At 67.0% G+C, this 12,367-nt stretch carries 15 protein-coding genes; 5 read left to right on the top strand and 10 right to left on the bottom strand.

The window, feature by feature from the left end:
* Positions 1–116: 116 nt before the first annotated feature.
* The 6 genes from lpdA to L1088_RS08860 are packed head-to-tail and all read right to left on the bottom strand — an operon-like array spanning position 117 to position 5,429.
* Positions 117–1,502, bottom strand: coding sequence for a dihydrolipoyl dehydrogenase (gene lpdA, locus L1088_RS08885; protein WP_234554631.1), 1,386 nt, complete (start codon positions 1,500–1,502; stop codon positions 117–119).
* A 10-nt stretch (positions 1,503–1,512) separates the two neighbouring features.
* Entirely contained in the window at positions 1,513–2,877 is a 1,365-nt protein-coding gene (locus tag L1088_RS08880; RefSeq protein WP_234554629.1) for a dihydrolipoamide acetyltransferase family protein, read from the bottom strand.
* 8 nt (positions 2,878–2,885) lie between these two features.
* Positions 2,886–3,131: a type II toxin-antitoxin system HicA family toxin gene (locus tag L1088_RS08875; RefSeq protein WP_234554627.1), complete on the bottom strand. Its 246-nt coding sequence runs from the start codon at positions 3,129–3,131 to the stop codon at positions 2,886–2,888.
* On the bottom strand, positions 3,128–3,337 hold the full coding sequence (locus L1088_RS08870) for a type II toxin-antitoxin system HicB family antitoxin (RefSeq protein ID WP_038040548.1): 210 nt from the start codon (positions 3,335–3,337) through the stop codon (positions 3,128–3,130). Before L1088_RS08870 ends, L1088_RS08875 begins: the two co-directional genes overlap by 4 nt.
* Position 3,338: 1 nt before the next feature.
* On the bottom strand, positions 3,339–4,313 hold the full coding sequence (locus tag L1088_RS08865; protein ID WP_038040546.1) for an alpha-ketoacid dehydrogenase subunit beta: 975 nt from the start codon (positions 4,311–4,313) through the stop codon (positions 3,339–3,341).
* 12 nt (positions 4,314–4,325) lie between these two features.
* On the bottom strand, positions 4,326–5,429 hold the full coding sequence (locus tag L1088_RS08860; RefSeq protein WP_234554625.1) for a thiamine pyrophosphate-dependent dehydrogenase E1 component subunit alpha: 1,104 nt from the start codon (positions 5,427–5,429) through the stop codon (positions 4,326–4,328).
* A 130-nt stretch (positions 5,430–5,559) separates the two neighbouring features.
* Here L1088_RS08860 and L1088_RS08855 point away from each other — a divergent pair, with 130 nt between their 5' ends.
* A complete protein-coding gene (locus tag L1088_RS08855; RefSeq protein WP_234554623.1) occupies positions 5,560–5,973 on the top strand; it encodes a 23S rRNA (pseudouridine(1915)-N(3))-methyltransferase RlmH in 414 nt (137 codons plus the stop codon).
* A complete protein-coding gene (locus L1088_RS08850; protein WP_234554622.1) occupies positions 5,970–6,368 on the top strand; it encodes a metallopeptidase family protein in 399 nt (132 codons plus the stop codon). The genes L1088_RS08855 and L1088_RS08850 overlap by 4 nt, the downstream gene beginning before the upstream one ends.
* Here L1088_RS08850 and L1088_RS08845 read toward each other — a convergent pair.
* The 3 genes from L1088_RS08845 to L1088_RS08835 all read right to left on the bottom strand — a co-directional run bounded on the left by L1088_RS08845 (position 6,313) and on the right by L1088_RS08835 (position 8,830).
* The gene (locus L1088_RS08845; RefSeq protein WP_234554620.1) at positions 6,313–6,741 is read right to left on the bottom strand and encodes a DUF2203 domain-containing protein; all 429 of its coding nucleotides are present in this window, start codon (positions 6,739–6,741) and stop codon (positions 6,313–6,315) included. The two genes, L1088_RS08850 and L1088_RS08845, sit on opposite strands and share 56 nt — an antisense overlap.
* A gap of 119 nt (positions 6,742–6,860) precedes the next feature.
* Positions 6,861–7,748: a biotin--[acetyl-CoA-carboxylase] ligase gene (locus L1088_RS08840; RefSeq protein WP_234554618.1), complete on the bottom strand. Its 888-nt coding sequence runs from the start codon at positions 7,746–7,748 to the stop codon at positions 6,861–6,863.
* 35 nt (positions 7,749–7,783) lie between these two features.
* The gene (locus tag L1088_RS08835) at positions 7,784–8,830 is read right to left on the bottom strand and encodes a glucose-1-phosphate thymidylyltransferase (RefSeq protein WP_234554616.1); all 1,047 of its coding nucleotides are present in this window, start codon (positions 8,828–8,830) and stop codon (positions 7,784–7,786) included.
* Positions 8,831–8,852: 22 nt separating this feature from the next.
* Between L1088_RS08835 and L1088_RS08830 the strand changes: the two genes are divergently transcribed.
* The 3 genes from L1088_RS08830 (at position 8,853) to L1088_RS08820 (ending at position 11,279) form a co-directional block, all read left to right on the top strand.
* The gene (locus L1088_RS08830) at positions 8,853–9,656 is read left to right on the top strand and encodes a class I SAM-dependent methyltransferase (RefSeq protein ID WP_438948064.1); all 804 of its coding nucleotides are present in this window, start codon (positions 8,853–8,855) and stop codon (positions 9,654–9,656) included.
* 10 nt (positions 9,657–9,666) lie between these two features.
* Complete coding sequence (locus tag L1088_RS08825) at positions 9,667–10,047, top strand: secondary thiamine-phosphate synthase enzyme YjbQ (RefSeq protein WP_234554614.1); 381 nt, start codon at positions 9,667–9,669, stop codon at positions 10,045–10,047.
* A 296-nt stretch (positions 10,048–10,343) separates the two neighbouring features.
* The gene (locus L1088_RS08820; protein ID WP_234554613.1) at positions 10,344–11,279 is read left to right on the top strand and encodes a hypothetical protein; all 936 of its coding nucleotides are present in this window, start codon (positions 10,344–10,346) and stop codon (positions 11,277–11,279) included.
* 43 nt (positions 11,280–11,322) lie between these two features.
* On the opposite strand, the gene L1088_RS08815 is transcribed toward L1088_RS08820, so the two are convergent.
* Positions 11,323–12,367: TGS domain-containing protein (locus tag L1088_RS08815; protein WP_234554612.1), on the bottom strand; the 1,045-nt coding region annotated here is incomplete at its 5' end.

Here is a 12,367-nt window from a genome sequence, read left to right as displayed (position 1 = left end):
CCCCACGGGGACGAAGTCCCCGTGGGGTGGTATCACCGGGGCTCCCAGGCGGACAAAGTCCGCGTGGGGTGGCATCAGCAGGGCCCCCACGGGGACGAACTCCCCGTGGGGTGGTATCAGCGGTTCAGGATGTGGATGGCCTGCCGGTGGAGGGCCTCCGCCGCCTCCATGAGCCCCTCGGAGAGGGTGGGGTGGGCGTGGACGGTGAGGGCGAGGTCCGAGACCGTGGCCCCCATCTCCAGGGCCAAGGTGGCCTCGGCGATGAGCTCCCCCGCCTGGGGGCCCACGAGGAAGACCCCAAGAAGGAGGTCGGTTTCCTCATCCCCCACCACCTTGATAAGGCCCTCCGCCCCCCCTAGGGTAAGGGCCCGGCCGCTGGCGGAAAGGGGGAACTTCCCCACCTTCACCTTATAGCCCGCCTTCCTGGCCTCCTCCTCTGTGAGCCCCACCCCGGCCCATTCGGGTCCGGTGTAGACCACGCTGGGTACCTGGAAGTCGAAGAGGGCATTTTTCCCGGCGGCGTTCTCGGCGGCCACCAGGCCCTCCTTCATAGCCTTGTGGGCGAGAAGGGGGGGACGGGCCACGTCCCCGATGGCGTAGACCCCAGGGGCGGAGGTTTCCATGCGGGCGTTCACCTGGATGAAGCCCCGTTCGTCCACCTTTACCCCGGCCTTTTCCAGGCCAAGCCCTTCCGTGCGGGGCTTGCGGCCCACGGCCACCAGGATTTTGTCCACCACCAGGGTTTCCCCCTGGCCCCCCTGGGCGGGCTCCAGGGTGACGTGGAGGCCATCTTTCTTCTTCTCGTAGCCCACGGCCTTGGTGCCGGTGCGCACCCGGAGGCCTTCCTTCTCCAGGGCCTTGCGCAACAGGGCGGCGGTCTCGGGGTCGCCTGCGGGGAGGATTTCCGGCATGAACTCAATGAGGGTCACCTCTGAGCCCAGCCGGTGGTAGACCTGGCCCAGCTCGAGGCCCACCGCCCCGCCCCCGATCACCAGGAGGCGCTTGGGGATGCCCTCTTCCACCTTTAGGGCCCGGGTGGAGTCCCAAATGTCCTCGCCGAAGAGGAAGCCCTTGAGGGCCACGGGCTCGCTCCCCGTGGCCACGATGACGCTTTTTCCCCCGTAGCGCTCCCCGTTCACCTCGATCTCCTTAGGCCCCGCGAAGCGGGCGTAGCCCCGCACAAGCTCCACCCGGTTGCCCTTCAAAAGCCCCGCCACGCCCCCGGTGAGCCGCTTCACCACGCTCTCCCGCCAGGCGGCAAGCTTCTTTAGGTCCACCTCGGGGCTCGCCTTCACCCCGAAGCCCTCGGCCACCTTGAGGTGGTGGAGGGTTTCCGCCGCGTGCAGAAGGGCCTTGGTGGGGATGCACCCCACGTTCAGGCATACCCCGCCCACCTCGCCGGCCTCCACCGCCAGCACCTTCAGGCCGAGCTGGGCTCCCCGGATGGCGGCGTGGTAGCCTCCGGGGCCGGTGCCGATCACGATTAGGTCGTAGGTCTTCATGGGGTCCATCCTACATTTCCAGAAGGAGGAGCTCGGGGTTCTCCAAAAGCCGGATCACCTCGCGGGTGAAAGCCGCTGCCTCGGCCCCGTCCACCAGGCGGTGGTCGAAGGAGAGGGAAAGGTACATGATGTCCCGCGCTTCTATGGAGCCATCCGGCATCACCCAGGGGCGCTTGCGGATGGAGTGGACCCCCAGGATGGCGGCGTCGGGCACGTTGATGATGGGGAAGCTCATGAGGGCGCCCACGGAGCCGATGTTGGTGACGGTGAAGGTGGAGCCCGTGACCTCCTCCGGGGCCAGCCGCCCCTCCCGGGCCTTGGCGGAAAGGTCAGCGATCTCCTGGGCCAGCTCCAGGATGCTCTTTCGGTCCGCGTCCCGCACCACGGGGACGATGAGGCCCCTTTCCGTGGCCACCGCCAGGCCGATGTGGTAGTAGCGCTTGTAGACGATCTCCTGCCTTTCCTCGTCCAGGCTGGTGTTCAGCACGGGGAACCGCTTGAGGGCCCGCACCACCGCCTTGAAGATGAAGGGCAGGTAGGTGAGCTTCACCCCCTGGCGCTCGGCCTCGGGCTTCAGGCGCTCCCGGAGGGCCACCAGCTCCGTGAGGTCGGCCTCGTCCACGTTCAGGGTGCGCACGGTGTAGAGGTGGCTCTGCCAAAGCCCTTGGGCGATAGTGCGGCGGATGCCCCTAAGGGGAACCCGCTCCTCCAAGCCCTCGTAGCCCTTGGGGGGGACGTAGCGGGGCGGGGGCGGGAAGCCGGGGGCCAGGGCGGGAGGAGCCTCCCGAGGGGCCTCCGGGGCGGGCTGGGCCTTCCGCCTTTCCGCATAGGCCCGCACGTCCTCCACCCGCACCCGGCCCAAGGGCCCGGAGCCCGGCACCTCCTCGAGGGGAATCCCCAGCTCCCGGGCCAGCTTCCTGGCGGCGGGAACCGCCAGCACCCGGCCTTGGGGCCTAGCCTCTTCCTTGGGCTTGGTTTCTTGGAGAAAGGGATTTTTTACCACCACCTGGGTGGTGTCGGGCTTGAAGAGGGAGAGGTCCTCCTTTTCCTCCTTGGGAGGAAGCCCGGGTTCCACGATGGAGCGCTCCTCCACCGCTTGCACGGGGGGGGCTTCCTTCACCCCGGCCACCGCCTCCCCAGGTTCCGCCAGGAGGGCGATGGGGGCGTGGACCTTCACCACGTCTCCCTCCTTGGCCAGCTTCTTCAGGAGCACCCCCTCGTAGGGGGAGGGGAGCTCCACGGTGACCTTGTCGGTCATCACCTCCACGAAGGGCTGGTCCTTCTTGAGGTAGTCCCCTTCCTCCACCAGCCACTTGAGGATCTCGCCTTCCACCACGCTCTCGGCCAGTTCGGGCATCAGGATTTCCCTAGGCATAAGCCTCCTCAGAGGTCAAGGATTGCCAAAAGTTCTTCCTGGGCCAGGTTATGTGCCTGGGCGATCTCCCTCACGATCCCCGCCAGGGTACCCAGCTTGAGGGGACGGTGGAGGGGAATGGTCACACGGTGTTCCCGGTCCCCTTCCCGCCAGGTGAGGCGCAGGTGGCTTCCCGTCTGCCGCGTGACCCGGTACCCTAAACGGGAAAGGCGTTTGGCGAGCTCTTCTCCCTCCAGATCCCTGGGAAGCCTCACGGGGCCAAGACCTCCTCCCGTACGAAGTGCAGGCGAATGATCTTCGGGGCTTCTCCTTCAGGGAAGTGGCAGCGCACCGCGTCCCGGACCATCTCCTTCAGCTCCTCCCAGGTTTCCCCTTGGGTGAAGATGCCCTCCCCCAAAGCCCGGGCCACGTAGCCCCCTTCGTCCGCCTCTTCTACCAAAAAGATGAGCTCCCTGGGCATATCAGTAGTCTAGCGCCCGCTTGGCGGCGTTCAGGATGCGGGTGACGGTGGGCAGGTAGAGCTTGTCCTGGGCGTAGGGATAGGGGGTGTCGAAGCCCGTCACCCGGATGGGAGGGGCGAGGAGCAGGTCCAGGATGTCCTCGGCGATGGTGGCCGCCACCTCGCTCACGAAGCTGGCGTGCCGGGGGGCGTCGGAGACCAGCACGGCCCTTCCCGTCTTGGCCACGGACTCCATCACCGCCTCGTAGTCCCAGGGCATGAGGGTGCGGAGGTCCAGGACCTCGGCGGAAACCCCCGCCTTCTCCAGCTCCTCGGCCGCCTGCAAGACCTCGGGCATCACCGTGCCGTAGCCGATGAGGGTGAGGTCCTTGCCCTCCTTCCGCTTGGCCGCCTTGCCGATGGGAAGGACATAATCCTCCTCCGGCACCTCCTCCTTCACCGAGCGGTAGAGGCGCTTGGGCTCGAGGAAGACCACGGGGTCCTCGTCGCGGATGGCGGCCTTGAGAAGCCCCTTGGCGTCGTAAGGGGTGGAGACGGCCACCACCTTGAGCCCGGCGGTGTGCACGAAGTGGGCCTCAGGGCTTTGCGAGTGGTGGTGCCCCCCCTTCACCCCGCCCCCGGAGGGCATGCGCACCACCAGGGGGGCGGTGAACTGGCCCCCGGAGCGGTAGCGGAGCTTGGCCACCTGGCTCACCAGCTGGTCAAAGCCGGGGAAGATGTAGTCGGCGAACTGGATCTCGGCCACGGGCCTAAGCCCGTGGGCGGCCATGCCCAAGGCGGCCCCCACGATGGCCGCCTCGGAGAGGGGGGTGTCCATGACCCGGTCGGGGCCGTACTTCTGCAAAAGCCCCTCCGTCACCAGGAAGACCCCGCCCCTCTTGCCCACGTCCTCCCCCAGGACCACCACCCGGGGGTCCTTGGCCATCTCCTCGTCCAGGGCCCGGTTCAGGGCCTGCACCATGGTCATGACGGCCATAGCGCGCCTCCTTTAGAGCTCCTCCCGGAGGAGGGCCTCCTGGCGCTTTAGGTGCCAGGGTTTTTCCGCAAGGACGTCGTCGAACATCCACTCGGGGGGTACGGCGCCCGCCTCCTCGGCCTCCTTCAGGCCCCGCTCCAGCTCGGCGCGGATCTCCGCCTTCAGGTCCTCCTCCCATTCCAGGTTCCAAAGGCCCCGCTCCTCCAGGAAGCGCTGGAAGCGCCCCAGGGGATCGCGCTTGCGCCAGGCTTCCACCTCCTCCCTGGGGCGGTAGCGGCTGTCGTCATCGGCGGAGGAGTGGGGGCCGTAGCGGTAGACCCTGAGCTCCACCAGGCTGGGGCCTTCCCCCATGCGGGCCCGTTCCACCGCCTCCCGCACCACGTAGTAGGAGGCCAGGATGTCCATTCCGTCCACCAGGTAGCCGGGAATGCCGAAGGCGTGGGCTTTTTCGGCGATGGTGGGGCTATGGGTCTGGCGGCGGTAGTCCACGCTGATGGCGTAGAAGTTGTTCTCGGCGATGAAGACGGCAGGGGCTCCCTGCACCGCGGCAAAGTTGATCCCCGCGTACCAGTCCCCCTCGCTGGTGGCCCCGTCCCCGAAGGTGCAGACCGCCACCTGGCCCGTGCCCTGGAGCTTCATGCTGATGGCCGCCCCGACGGCGGGGGGCACGTGGGAGGCGATGGGGCTGGCCACGGTGAAGTAGTTGAGGGCTTTGGAGCCCGGATGTTCGGGCATCTGGCGGCCCTTGTTGGGGTCGGCCTGGGTGGCCAGCATCTGGCCGAAGAGCTCCTTGGGGGGGATGCCCAGGGCCAGGGCCAGGCCGTGGTCGCGGTAGTAGGGGAAGACCCAGTCAAAGCCCCTCCGGATGGCGTGGGCGATGGCCACCTGGGCGGCCTCGTGGCCAGCCGAAGGGGCGATGAAGCTGGTTTTGCCGGTGCGGATGAGGATGGTGTAGCGCTCGTCCAGCATCCGGGCCGCCAGCATGTCCCGGTATAGGCGGCGTAGCTTATCCTCGTCCAGGTCCAGGGGGAAGTCTCCCAACCACTCGCCCTTTTCCCCGATGAGCCTTATGGGCTCCTGGGTAAAGGGGGAAAACCGGGGGGTGTCCTTTACCATAAACCCTCCTCTCTCGCGCTTTTGGCGCTTGCTGAGCCCGCCCTGGGTAAGGGCCTTGGGCTCTTTGGGGGGTGGGGGTCCATCCCACTTTCCCTTCGCCCCGAGTATACCCTGGGCGTAGGATGGGGGTGTGCGCCTTAGGGTGGTGGCGGTGGGGAAGCCCAGGCTGGCCTATGCCCAGCTAGGGGTGGAGGAGTATGCGGGCCGCATCCGGAGGTATGCGCCCCTCGAGGTCCACTTCGTCAAGGAAGCCCAGGACCTCCTGCCCAAAGCGGAGGGCCACCGCAAGGTGGTCCTGGACGAAAGGGGAAAGCTCTTCACCACGGAGGGCCTTTTGGAAGAGTTGGGGCGTTGGGAGGGGGAACGGGTGGCCTTTTTGGTGGGGGGTGCCGAAGGGTACCCGGAAGGGGTGCGGGGGCGGGCCGACCTCCTCCTTGCCCTCTCCCCCCTTACCCTGCAGCATGAGCTGGCCCTTTTGGTCCTCATGGAACAGCTTTACCGGATCCTCACCTTAAGGGCCGGGCATCCCTACCATCGGCCATGACCTACGAGGCCTTTGTAGCCTTGGTGGAAAGGCTTTGGGCGGAGGTTCCCGAGGCCTTCAAACGGGAGCTTCAGGGGGTGCACGTCCTGCCCCAGGCCAAGCCCGAGCCTGGGCTAGAGGGGGTTTGGCGGCTTGGGGAGTACCTGGACCCCGGCCCCCCTTCCACCTTCCGGGGATTTGAGGGGCTTGGGCGGCACATCGCCCTCTACTACGGTTCCTTTTTGCGGGTGGCGGGCCCGGGATTTGACTGGGAAGGGGAGGTCTGGGAAACCCTCCTGCACGAGCTAAGGCACCACCTGGAGTCCCTGGCAGGCCGGGACGACCTGGTGCAGGAGGACCTCAGGCGCCTGGACGCCTTTCGCCGGGGCGGGAGGGGAAAAGGGGAAGGCCGCTAGCCCCCTCCTTCAGGGGCCGCCTTTGGGCGAAGCCTCCGGAGAGGGGGTGGTAGTGGGCCACCTCCGGCTCCCCCTCCCGCCAGCAGAGGAAGACCACCTCGCCCCCAATGCGGGCGGGGAAGTCCACCAGGCCCTGGTCCAGGTCCTTGAGGAAAACCCCCAAGGAGGCCAGGTACCGGGCGTCGGCTTCCAAGGAGCCCAGGAGGAAGCGGGCCTCCTCCTCCAAGGCCCTTCGTTCCAGCCCGCGGGGCTCGGGAAGCCGGGCCTGCACTTCGGAGAGCTCCTTCCGGGCCTGCCGCATCTGGGAGAGGACCCGCCGGAGTTCGGGCAGGAGGGCGTCGGCCTCTTCCTTGGTGAAAATGCGGGCGAACATACTTGGCCTTATGCTAGCACGAACGCGTGGGAAAATCTAAGCCCGGTACACTCAATTTCTTCCGAAAGCCCTAGGCGCGGGGCGAGCCTGCCTTGGGAGGTGCCTGTGGAGCCTTCTCCTCAGGGCGGAGGGCCCCAAAGCTCCACCTCTCCCGCTCCCACCCTGACCCCTCCCACCAGGAGGCTCCCGTCGGGAAGGAGCTCCTCCGCCACTCCCTCCACGACCCCCTTGGGGGTCCTCACCCGCACCCAGCGCCCCAGGGTGGAGGAGGCCTGGCGGTAGCGGGCGAGGAGGGCCTCAGGAACCTCCAGGAGGGGCAGGAGGGCCTCCAGGCGCTCCAAAAAGGCCTCCAGCACTTCCCGGCGGGAGAGGGGGGAGAACTCCTTAAGGGCCGCCGCCCCTTCCGGGGCCCAGGCCACGTTCACCCCCACCCCCAGGAGGGCGTAGGCCACCTCCTCCCCCTCGGCCTTGGCCTCGAGGAGGACCCCCGCCATCTTGCGGCCGTCCGGGGCCAGGAGGTCGTTGGGCCACTTGAGCCCCCCCACCCCCACCGCCTCCACCAGGGCCAGGCCCGAGAGCAGGGGGAGAAGCCCCAGATGGGGGAGGGGGAGGGAGGGCCTGAGGAGGAGGGAGAAGGTGAGGCTTCCCCCCGGGCGGCTTGCCCAGGGCCTTCCCCGCCGTCCCCGACCCTTTTCCTGCACCTCGGCCAGGACCAGGGCCCCTTCGGGCGCCCCCGCCTCGGCCCAGGCCTTGAGCACGTCCTGGGTGCTTCCCACCCGGCCCAGGTAGCGGTAAGGCCTTCCCAGGCGGCCCTTGGGCTGGAAGAGGTGGGGGAGGGGGGTTCCGGGGAGGATGCGGTAGCCCTGAGGGCCCACCTCCACCGGGAAGCCCTCGGCCTGGAGCCTTCGGGCCTCCTTGGACACCGCCTGGCGGCTTATCCCCAGGCTCCGGGCCAGGGCTTCCCCACTCTGGAAGCCTTCCGTGAGGAGGTCGAGCAGGCGGGCCATGCCGGGCTTTCCCTCCTGACCCGGGCAGGGCGGCCTTAGGCCAGCTCCACCTGGGAGAGGTCCCCCAGGATGAGGCGGTGGGCCCGGGGAAGCCCGTTGCGGCTTTTCACCTGGGCCCCCACCCCCAGGATGCTTTCCTGCAGGCGTAAGGCCACGTCTTCCAGGATGGCGTGGTCCTCGAGGATGGAGTACTCCACCTCCGAGCGCACCACCTTGGCCCCAGGCCCTAAGGAGGTGAAGGGCCCGATGTAGGCCCCTTCCACCACCGCTCCCTCCCCGATAAAGGCGGGGCCGATCACGGTGCTTTTCCGGACCCTGGCCCCCTTCTCCACCACCACCCGGCCGGTGAGCTGGCTTTCCACCACCTCCCCCTCCACCCGGGGTAGAAGTTCTTCCAGAAGGAGGCGGTTGGCGTCCAAGAGATCGGCGGGGCGGCCGGTGTCCTTCCACCAGCCCTCCACCTCCACCCCCACCACCCGCTTCCCCCGGTCGATGAGGCCCTGGATGGCGTCGGTGATTTCGTACTCCCCCCGGGCGGAGGGCTTAAGCCCCTCGATGACCTCCAGGACCTCCGGGGTGAAGACATAAACCCCGGCCACCGCTAGGTCCGAGGGGGGCTCCTTGGGCTTTTCCAGAAGGCGCACGATCCTTTCCCCTTCCAGCACCGCCACCCCGAACTGGCTGGGGTTTTCCACCCGCACCAGGGCGATCACCGCGCTCACCCCAGGGGTGAAGGCCTGGAGGAAATGGGCGATCCCCCTTTGGAAGAGGTTATCCCCCAGGTAGAGGACGAAGGGGCTTTGGCCCAGGAAGTCCCTGGCCACCGCCACCGCATGGGCCAGGCCCTGGGGCTCCTCTTGCAGGATGTAGCGCACCCGGTAGCCCGCAAGGGCCTCCCGGATGTCCTTTTCCGTTTCCGGGGAGACCACCACCCCGATCTCCTCTATCCCCGCTTGCAGGAGGTTTTCCAGACCGTAGTGGAGGATGGGCCTTCCCGCCACCCGGATCACGGGTTTGGGCCTGGTGTGGGTGAGGGGACGGAGCCTTGTGCCCCGTCCGGCAGCCAGAATGAGTCCTTTCACGCCGGGAAGTATACCCCATAAAATGAGAAGAAGGATGCCCAAGGCCTCCGTGCGTATGGCCTACGCCTACGACCGCCTCCGGGCCTATCCGCCGGAGGTGGCAGGCCGCATCGCCACCGCCATAGGGAACGCCCTGGGGGTGCGGGGGGAGGAGGCGGTGCTCCTGGAGCTAGGGGTGGGGACCGGACGCATCGCCCTGCCCCTCATCGCCCGGGGCTACCGCTACCTGGCCCTGGACAAGGACCCGGCCATGCTGGAGGTCTTCCGCCAGAAGGTGGCCGGGGTCATGCGCAAGGTGCGCCTCTTGGAGGCCGATGCCCGGGCCATTCCCCTGCCCGATGAGAGCGTGCACGGGGTCATCGTGGTCCACCTCTGGCACCTCCTCCCCGATTGGCCCAAGGCCCTGGCGGAGGCCTTGAGGGTGCTGAAGCCGGGGGGGGTGCTTCTGGAGGGCTGGGATGAGATGGAGGCGGAGGAGGAGCGCCTGATCCAGGAAAGGTGGCGCTCCCTGGTGGAGGCGGAAGGCGTGGGGGTGGTGCGGGGCTTGCACAGAAAGCGCCTCGAGGAGGTGGAGGAAGCCCTAAAGCGGCTTGGCCTCAGGCCCAAGACCAAGCAGGTGGTCCAGTGGCGGGAGGAGCGCACCCTGCGCCAGGCCCTCGAGGCCCTGCAGGACCGGCTTTACTCCTTCACCCAAGCCGTGCCCGAAGAGGTCCATGCCCAGGTGATGCCCAGGCTTTGGGCCTGGGCCGAGGGGGAGTTCGGCGGCCTGGACCAAAGCTTTAGGGTGGAAAAGAGCTTCTACCTGCGCACCTCCCGCCTGGGCTAGGCTATCCCTTATGAAGCGCATTCTGGTCCGCACCCCCGCCGAGGGGGTGGTGAACATCACCAGGAAGGTGGAGGATATCATGGAAGGGCACACGGGGCTCGTTTTCCTCTTCGTCCCCCACACCACCTGCGGCCTCCTGGTCCAGGAGGGGGCGGACCCCGATGTGGCCCGCGACCTCCTGGCCCGCCTGGACGAACTCGCTCCCCGCTTCCACCCCAAGGACCGGCACGCGGAGGGCAACACCCATGCCCACCTGAAAAGCCTCCTCACCGGCGTGCACCTCCTCCTCTTCGCCGAGGGAGGGAGGCTACGCCTTGGCCGCTGGCAGCAGGTTTTCCTGGCGGAGTTTGACGGGCCGCGGGAGCGGGAGGTCTGGGTGGAGCTTCGGTAGATGGCTTGGAAGGAAAAGGCGGATCGGCGGGTAGCCCAGGGGGCCAGCCTTAGGGTGCCGGGGTATGGGGTGCCCGTGCGGCTAGAAACATGCTTACCCACAGAAAGTGCATCACTTTAGGAGCAAAGGTGCTTGATTAAGAGGCGTGGAGGCGCTAAAATAGGAATACTAAGAAGGAGGTGAAATATATGACAGGGCGCCAAAGGAAGCTACTGGGGTTGGGGATCCTTTTCCTTTTGGGGCTTTGGGGGTGTAATTTATGTCCCCCTGCGTCGGGTTCGGGGGAAATCATCCAGGTGGACCTTCCCTCCGGCGGGACCATTCAGAGGACGGTCACCGTTCCTCTCCCTGACCCGGGAACGGGTGCGTTGGGTGCCGATGTGATGTGGTTGGTGGATTTGAGCGGAAGCTTTGGAGACGATTTGAGCACGTGGAAGAGTCAAGCGGAGGACATCGCCAACGCTCTTGCTTCTGAGGTCTCCGATGTCCGGTTCGGCCTCTCCAGCTTCGTGGATGCCCCTTGCAGCCCCTTTGGGAGCGTGGGCGACTACGGCTACAAGCTGGAGTTGGCGCTGACTCGGAACAAGAGCGATTTCGTTTCCGCGATTCAGGCGCTGGGGATATTTTATGGCTACGATGGACCCGAGTCCCAACTGGAGGCCATGTATCAGGCGATGACGGGTGAGGGTAGGGAGGTGACCGGTTCCTGTGCGGGGGCTACGATTCCACCCACAGAGCCCGGATGGCTCAGTGGGCGCTTGCGCTTCCTTTTGGTTTCCACAGATGCCCCCTTCCACAGGCCTTCGGATAGCGGCTACCCGTACCCAACCACGCCAGACGACGTCATTCGCGTAGCCAAGGACATGGGGGTGCGCATTTTCTTCCTGGATGGAGGGGGTATAGACTCTGAAGCTGCGCGCATTGCAAGCGAAACGGGTGGATCGGTTTACCCCGTGGGTTCTGGGAGCGGCGAGATTGTGGCGGCAATCCGGGATGCCCTAGGGGGTTCGATCGTTTCCGCAGAGGTCAGGCTGATTCCTGTGGGGGACAGGGGTCTGGTTGCCCGGATCGAACCTGACAAGGCCACCGTTAACCTGCGTACGACGCGCGAGATCACCTTCACGGTTACCTTCTCTGACCCGGGGCTTTCGGGAACCGTCTACTTCATCCTCGAGGTGAGGGTGAACGGCGCAGTCATCGCCAACATCCCCGTTGCCGTGCACATCAAGTAGAGGGCGAACAAACCTAAGAGGGGCCCGCATTCGGGCCCCTCTTCTATACCCACCGCACCTCCTGCACGCTCCTCACCCCCTTGAGGGCCTGGACCAGGCCCTCCCGCTCCCCGTCCTGTACGGTAAGGCGCAGGCGGATGCGGGCCAGGGGGCCCAGGATGCGGGTCTCAGAGCCCAGGGCGCTCTTGCCCGCTTCGGCCACCACCTGCATCACGTCCCTCAGGAGCCCGGCCCGGTCCTGGGCCAGGACCTCGAGGGTGGCCACCTTCCCCCCCACCCCCTCCCAGTAGGCCCCGATGACCCGGTCGGCCTCCGGCCCCTGCAGGATGCGGCGCAGGTTGGGGCAGTCCGCCCGGTGGACCGTAACCCCCCGGCCCCGGGTGACGAAGCCCAGGATGCTGTCCCCCTTCATGGGCTCGCAGCAGGAGGCCAGGCGGATGGGGGCTTGGAGGTCTTGCTCCAGGCGGATGCCCCACTCGTTTTTGGGCGCGGCCTTGGGCTTATCCGCCTTCTGGAGGGCTTTGGGGTAGAGCTTCTCCGCCACCTGGCGGGGGGTGAGGCGGTTCAGGGCCAAGGCCAGGTAGAGTTCCTCGGGGGAAGGGGTGAGGCCTAGCCGTTTGGCCGCCTCCTCCAGCTGGCTGTCCGAGGGTCTGGGGAGGCCCCGGCGCTTCAGGTAGCGCTCCAAGAGGACCTGGCCCCGCTCCAGGGTTTCCTGCCGCTCCTGGGTGCGGAAGTACTGGCGGATCTTGCCCTTGGCGCTTCGGGTCTTGGCGAACTCCAGCCAGCCCTTGGAGGGGTGGGCGCTTTTGCTGGTGAGGATTTCCACCATGTCCCCGTTTTGCAGCTCGTAGGAGAGGGGGACGATGCGCCCGTTGACCTTGGCCCCCACCATGTGGTGGCCCACCTCCGTGTGGATGTGGTAGGCGAAGTCCACCGGGGTGGCCCCCTTGGGGAGGTTGATGATGCGCCCTTTGGGGGTGAAGACGAAGACCCGGCCCCCCAGGAGGTCCCGGGTCACGGCCTCCACGAACTCCCGGGAGCTGGAAAACTCCTGCTGCCATTCTTGGATCCCACATTCCGCACCCCTC

The organism is Thermus caliditerrae (genome assembly GCF_021462525.1).
In the GTDB taxonomy this organism is placed as follows: Bacteria; Deinococcota; Deinococci; order Deinococcales; family Thermaceae; genus Thermus; species Thermus caliditerrae.
This window is presented reverse-complemented; position numbering and strand designations above follow the sequence as displayed.

What these genes read in the sequence shown, in the direction of transcription:
- lpdA (WP_234554631.1), bottom strand. Translation starts at nt 1,502, where the DNA reads ATGAAGACCTACGACCTAATCGTGATCGGCACCGGCCCCGGAGGCTAC.
- L1088_RS08880 (WP_234554629.1), bottom strand. Translation starts at nt 2,877, where the DNA reads ATGCCTAGGGAAATCCTGATGCCCGAACTGGCCGAGAGCGTGGTGGAA.
- L1088_RS08870 (WP_038040548.1), bottom strand. Translation starts at nt 3,337, where the DNA reads ATGCCCAGGGAGCTCATCTTTTTGGTAGAAGAGGCGGACGAAGGGGGC.
- L1088_RS08865 (WP_038040546.1), bottom strand. Translation starts at nt 4,313, where the DNA reads ATGGCCGTCATGACCATGGTGCAGGCCCTGAACCGGGCCCTGGACGAG.
- L1088_RS08860 (WP_234554625.1), bottom strand. Translation starts at nt 5,429, where the DNA reads ATGGTAAAGGACACCCCCCGGTTTTCCCCCTTTACCCAGGAGCCCATA.
- L1088_RS08850 (WP_234554622.1), top strand. Translation starts at nt 5,970, where the DNA reads ATGACCTACGAGGCCTTTGTAGCCTTGGTGGAAAGGCTTTGGGCGGAG.
- L1088_RS08845 (WP_234554620.1), bottom strand. Translation starts at nt 6,741, where the DNA reads ATGTTCGCCCGCATTTTCACCAAGGAAGAGGCCGACGCCCTCCTGCCC.
- L1088_RS08840 (WP_234554618.1), bottom strand. Translation starts at nt 7,748, where the DNA reads ATGGCCCGCCTGCTCGACCTCCTCACGGAAGGCTTCCAGAGTGGGGAA.
- L1088_RS08830 (WP_438948064.1), top strand. Translation starts at nt 8,853, where the DNA reads ATGAGAAGAAGGATGCCCAAGGCCTCCGTGCGTATGGCCTACGCCTAC.
- L1088_RS08825 (WP_234554614.1), top strand. Translation starts at nt 9,667, where the DNA reads ATGAAGCGCATTCTGGTCCGCACCCCCGCCGAGGGGGTGGTGAACATC.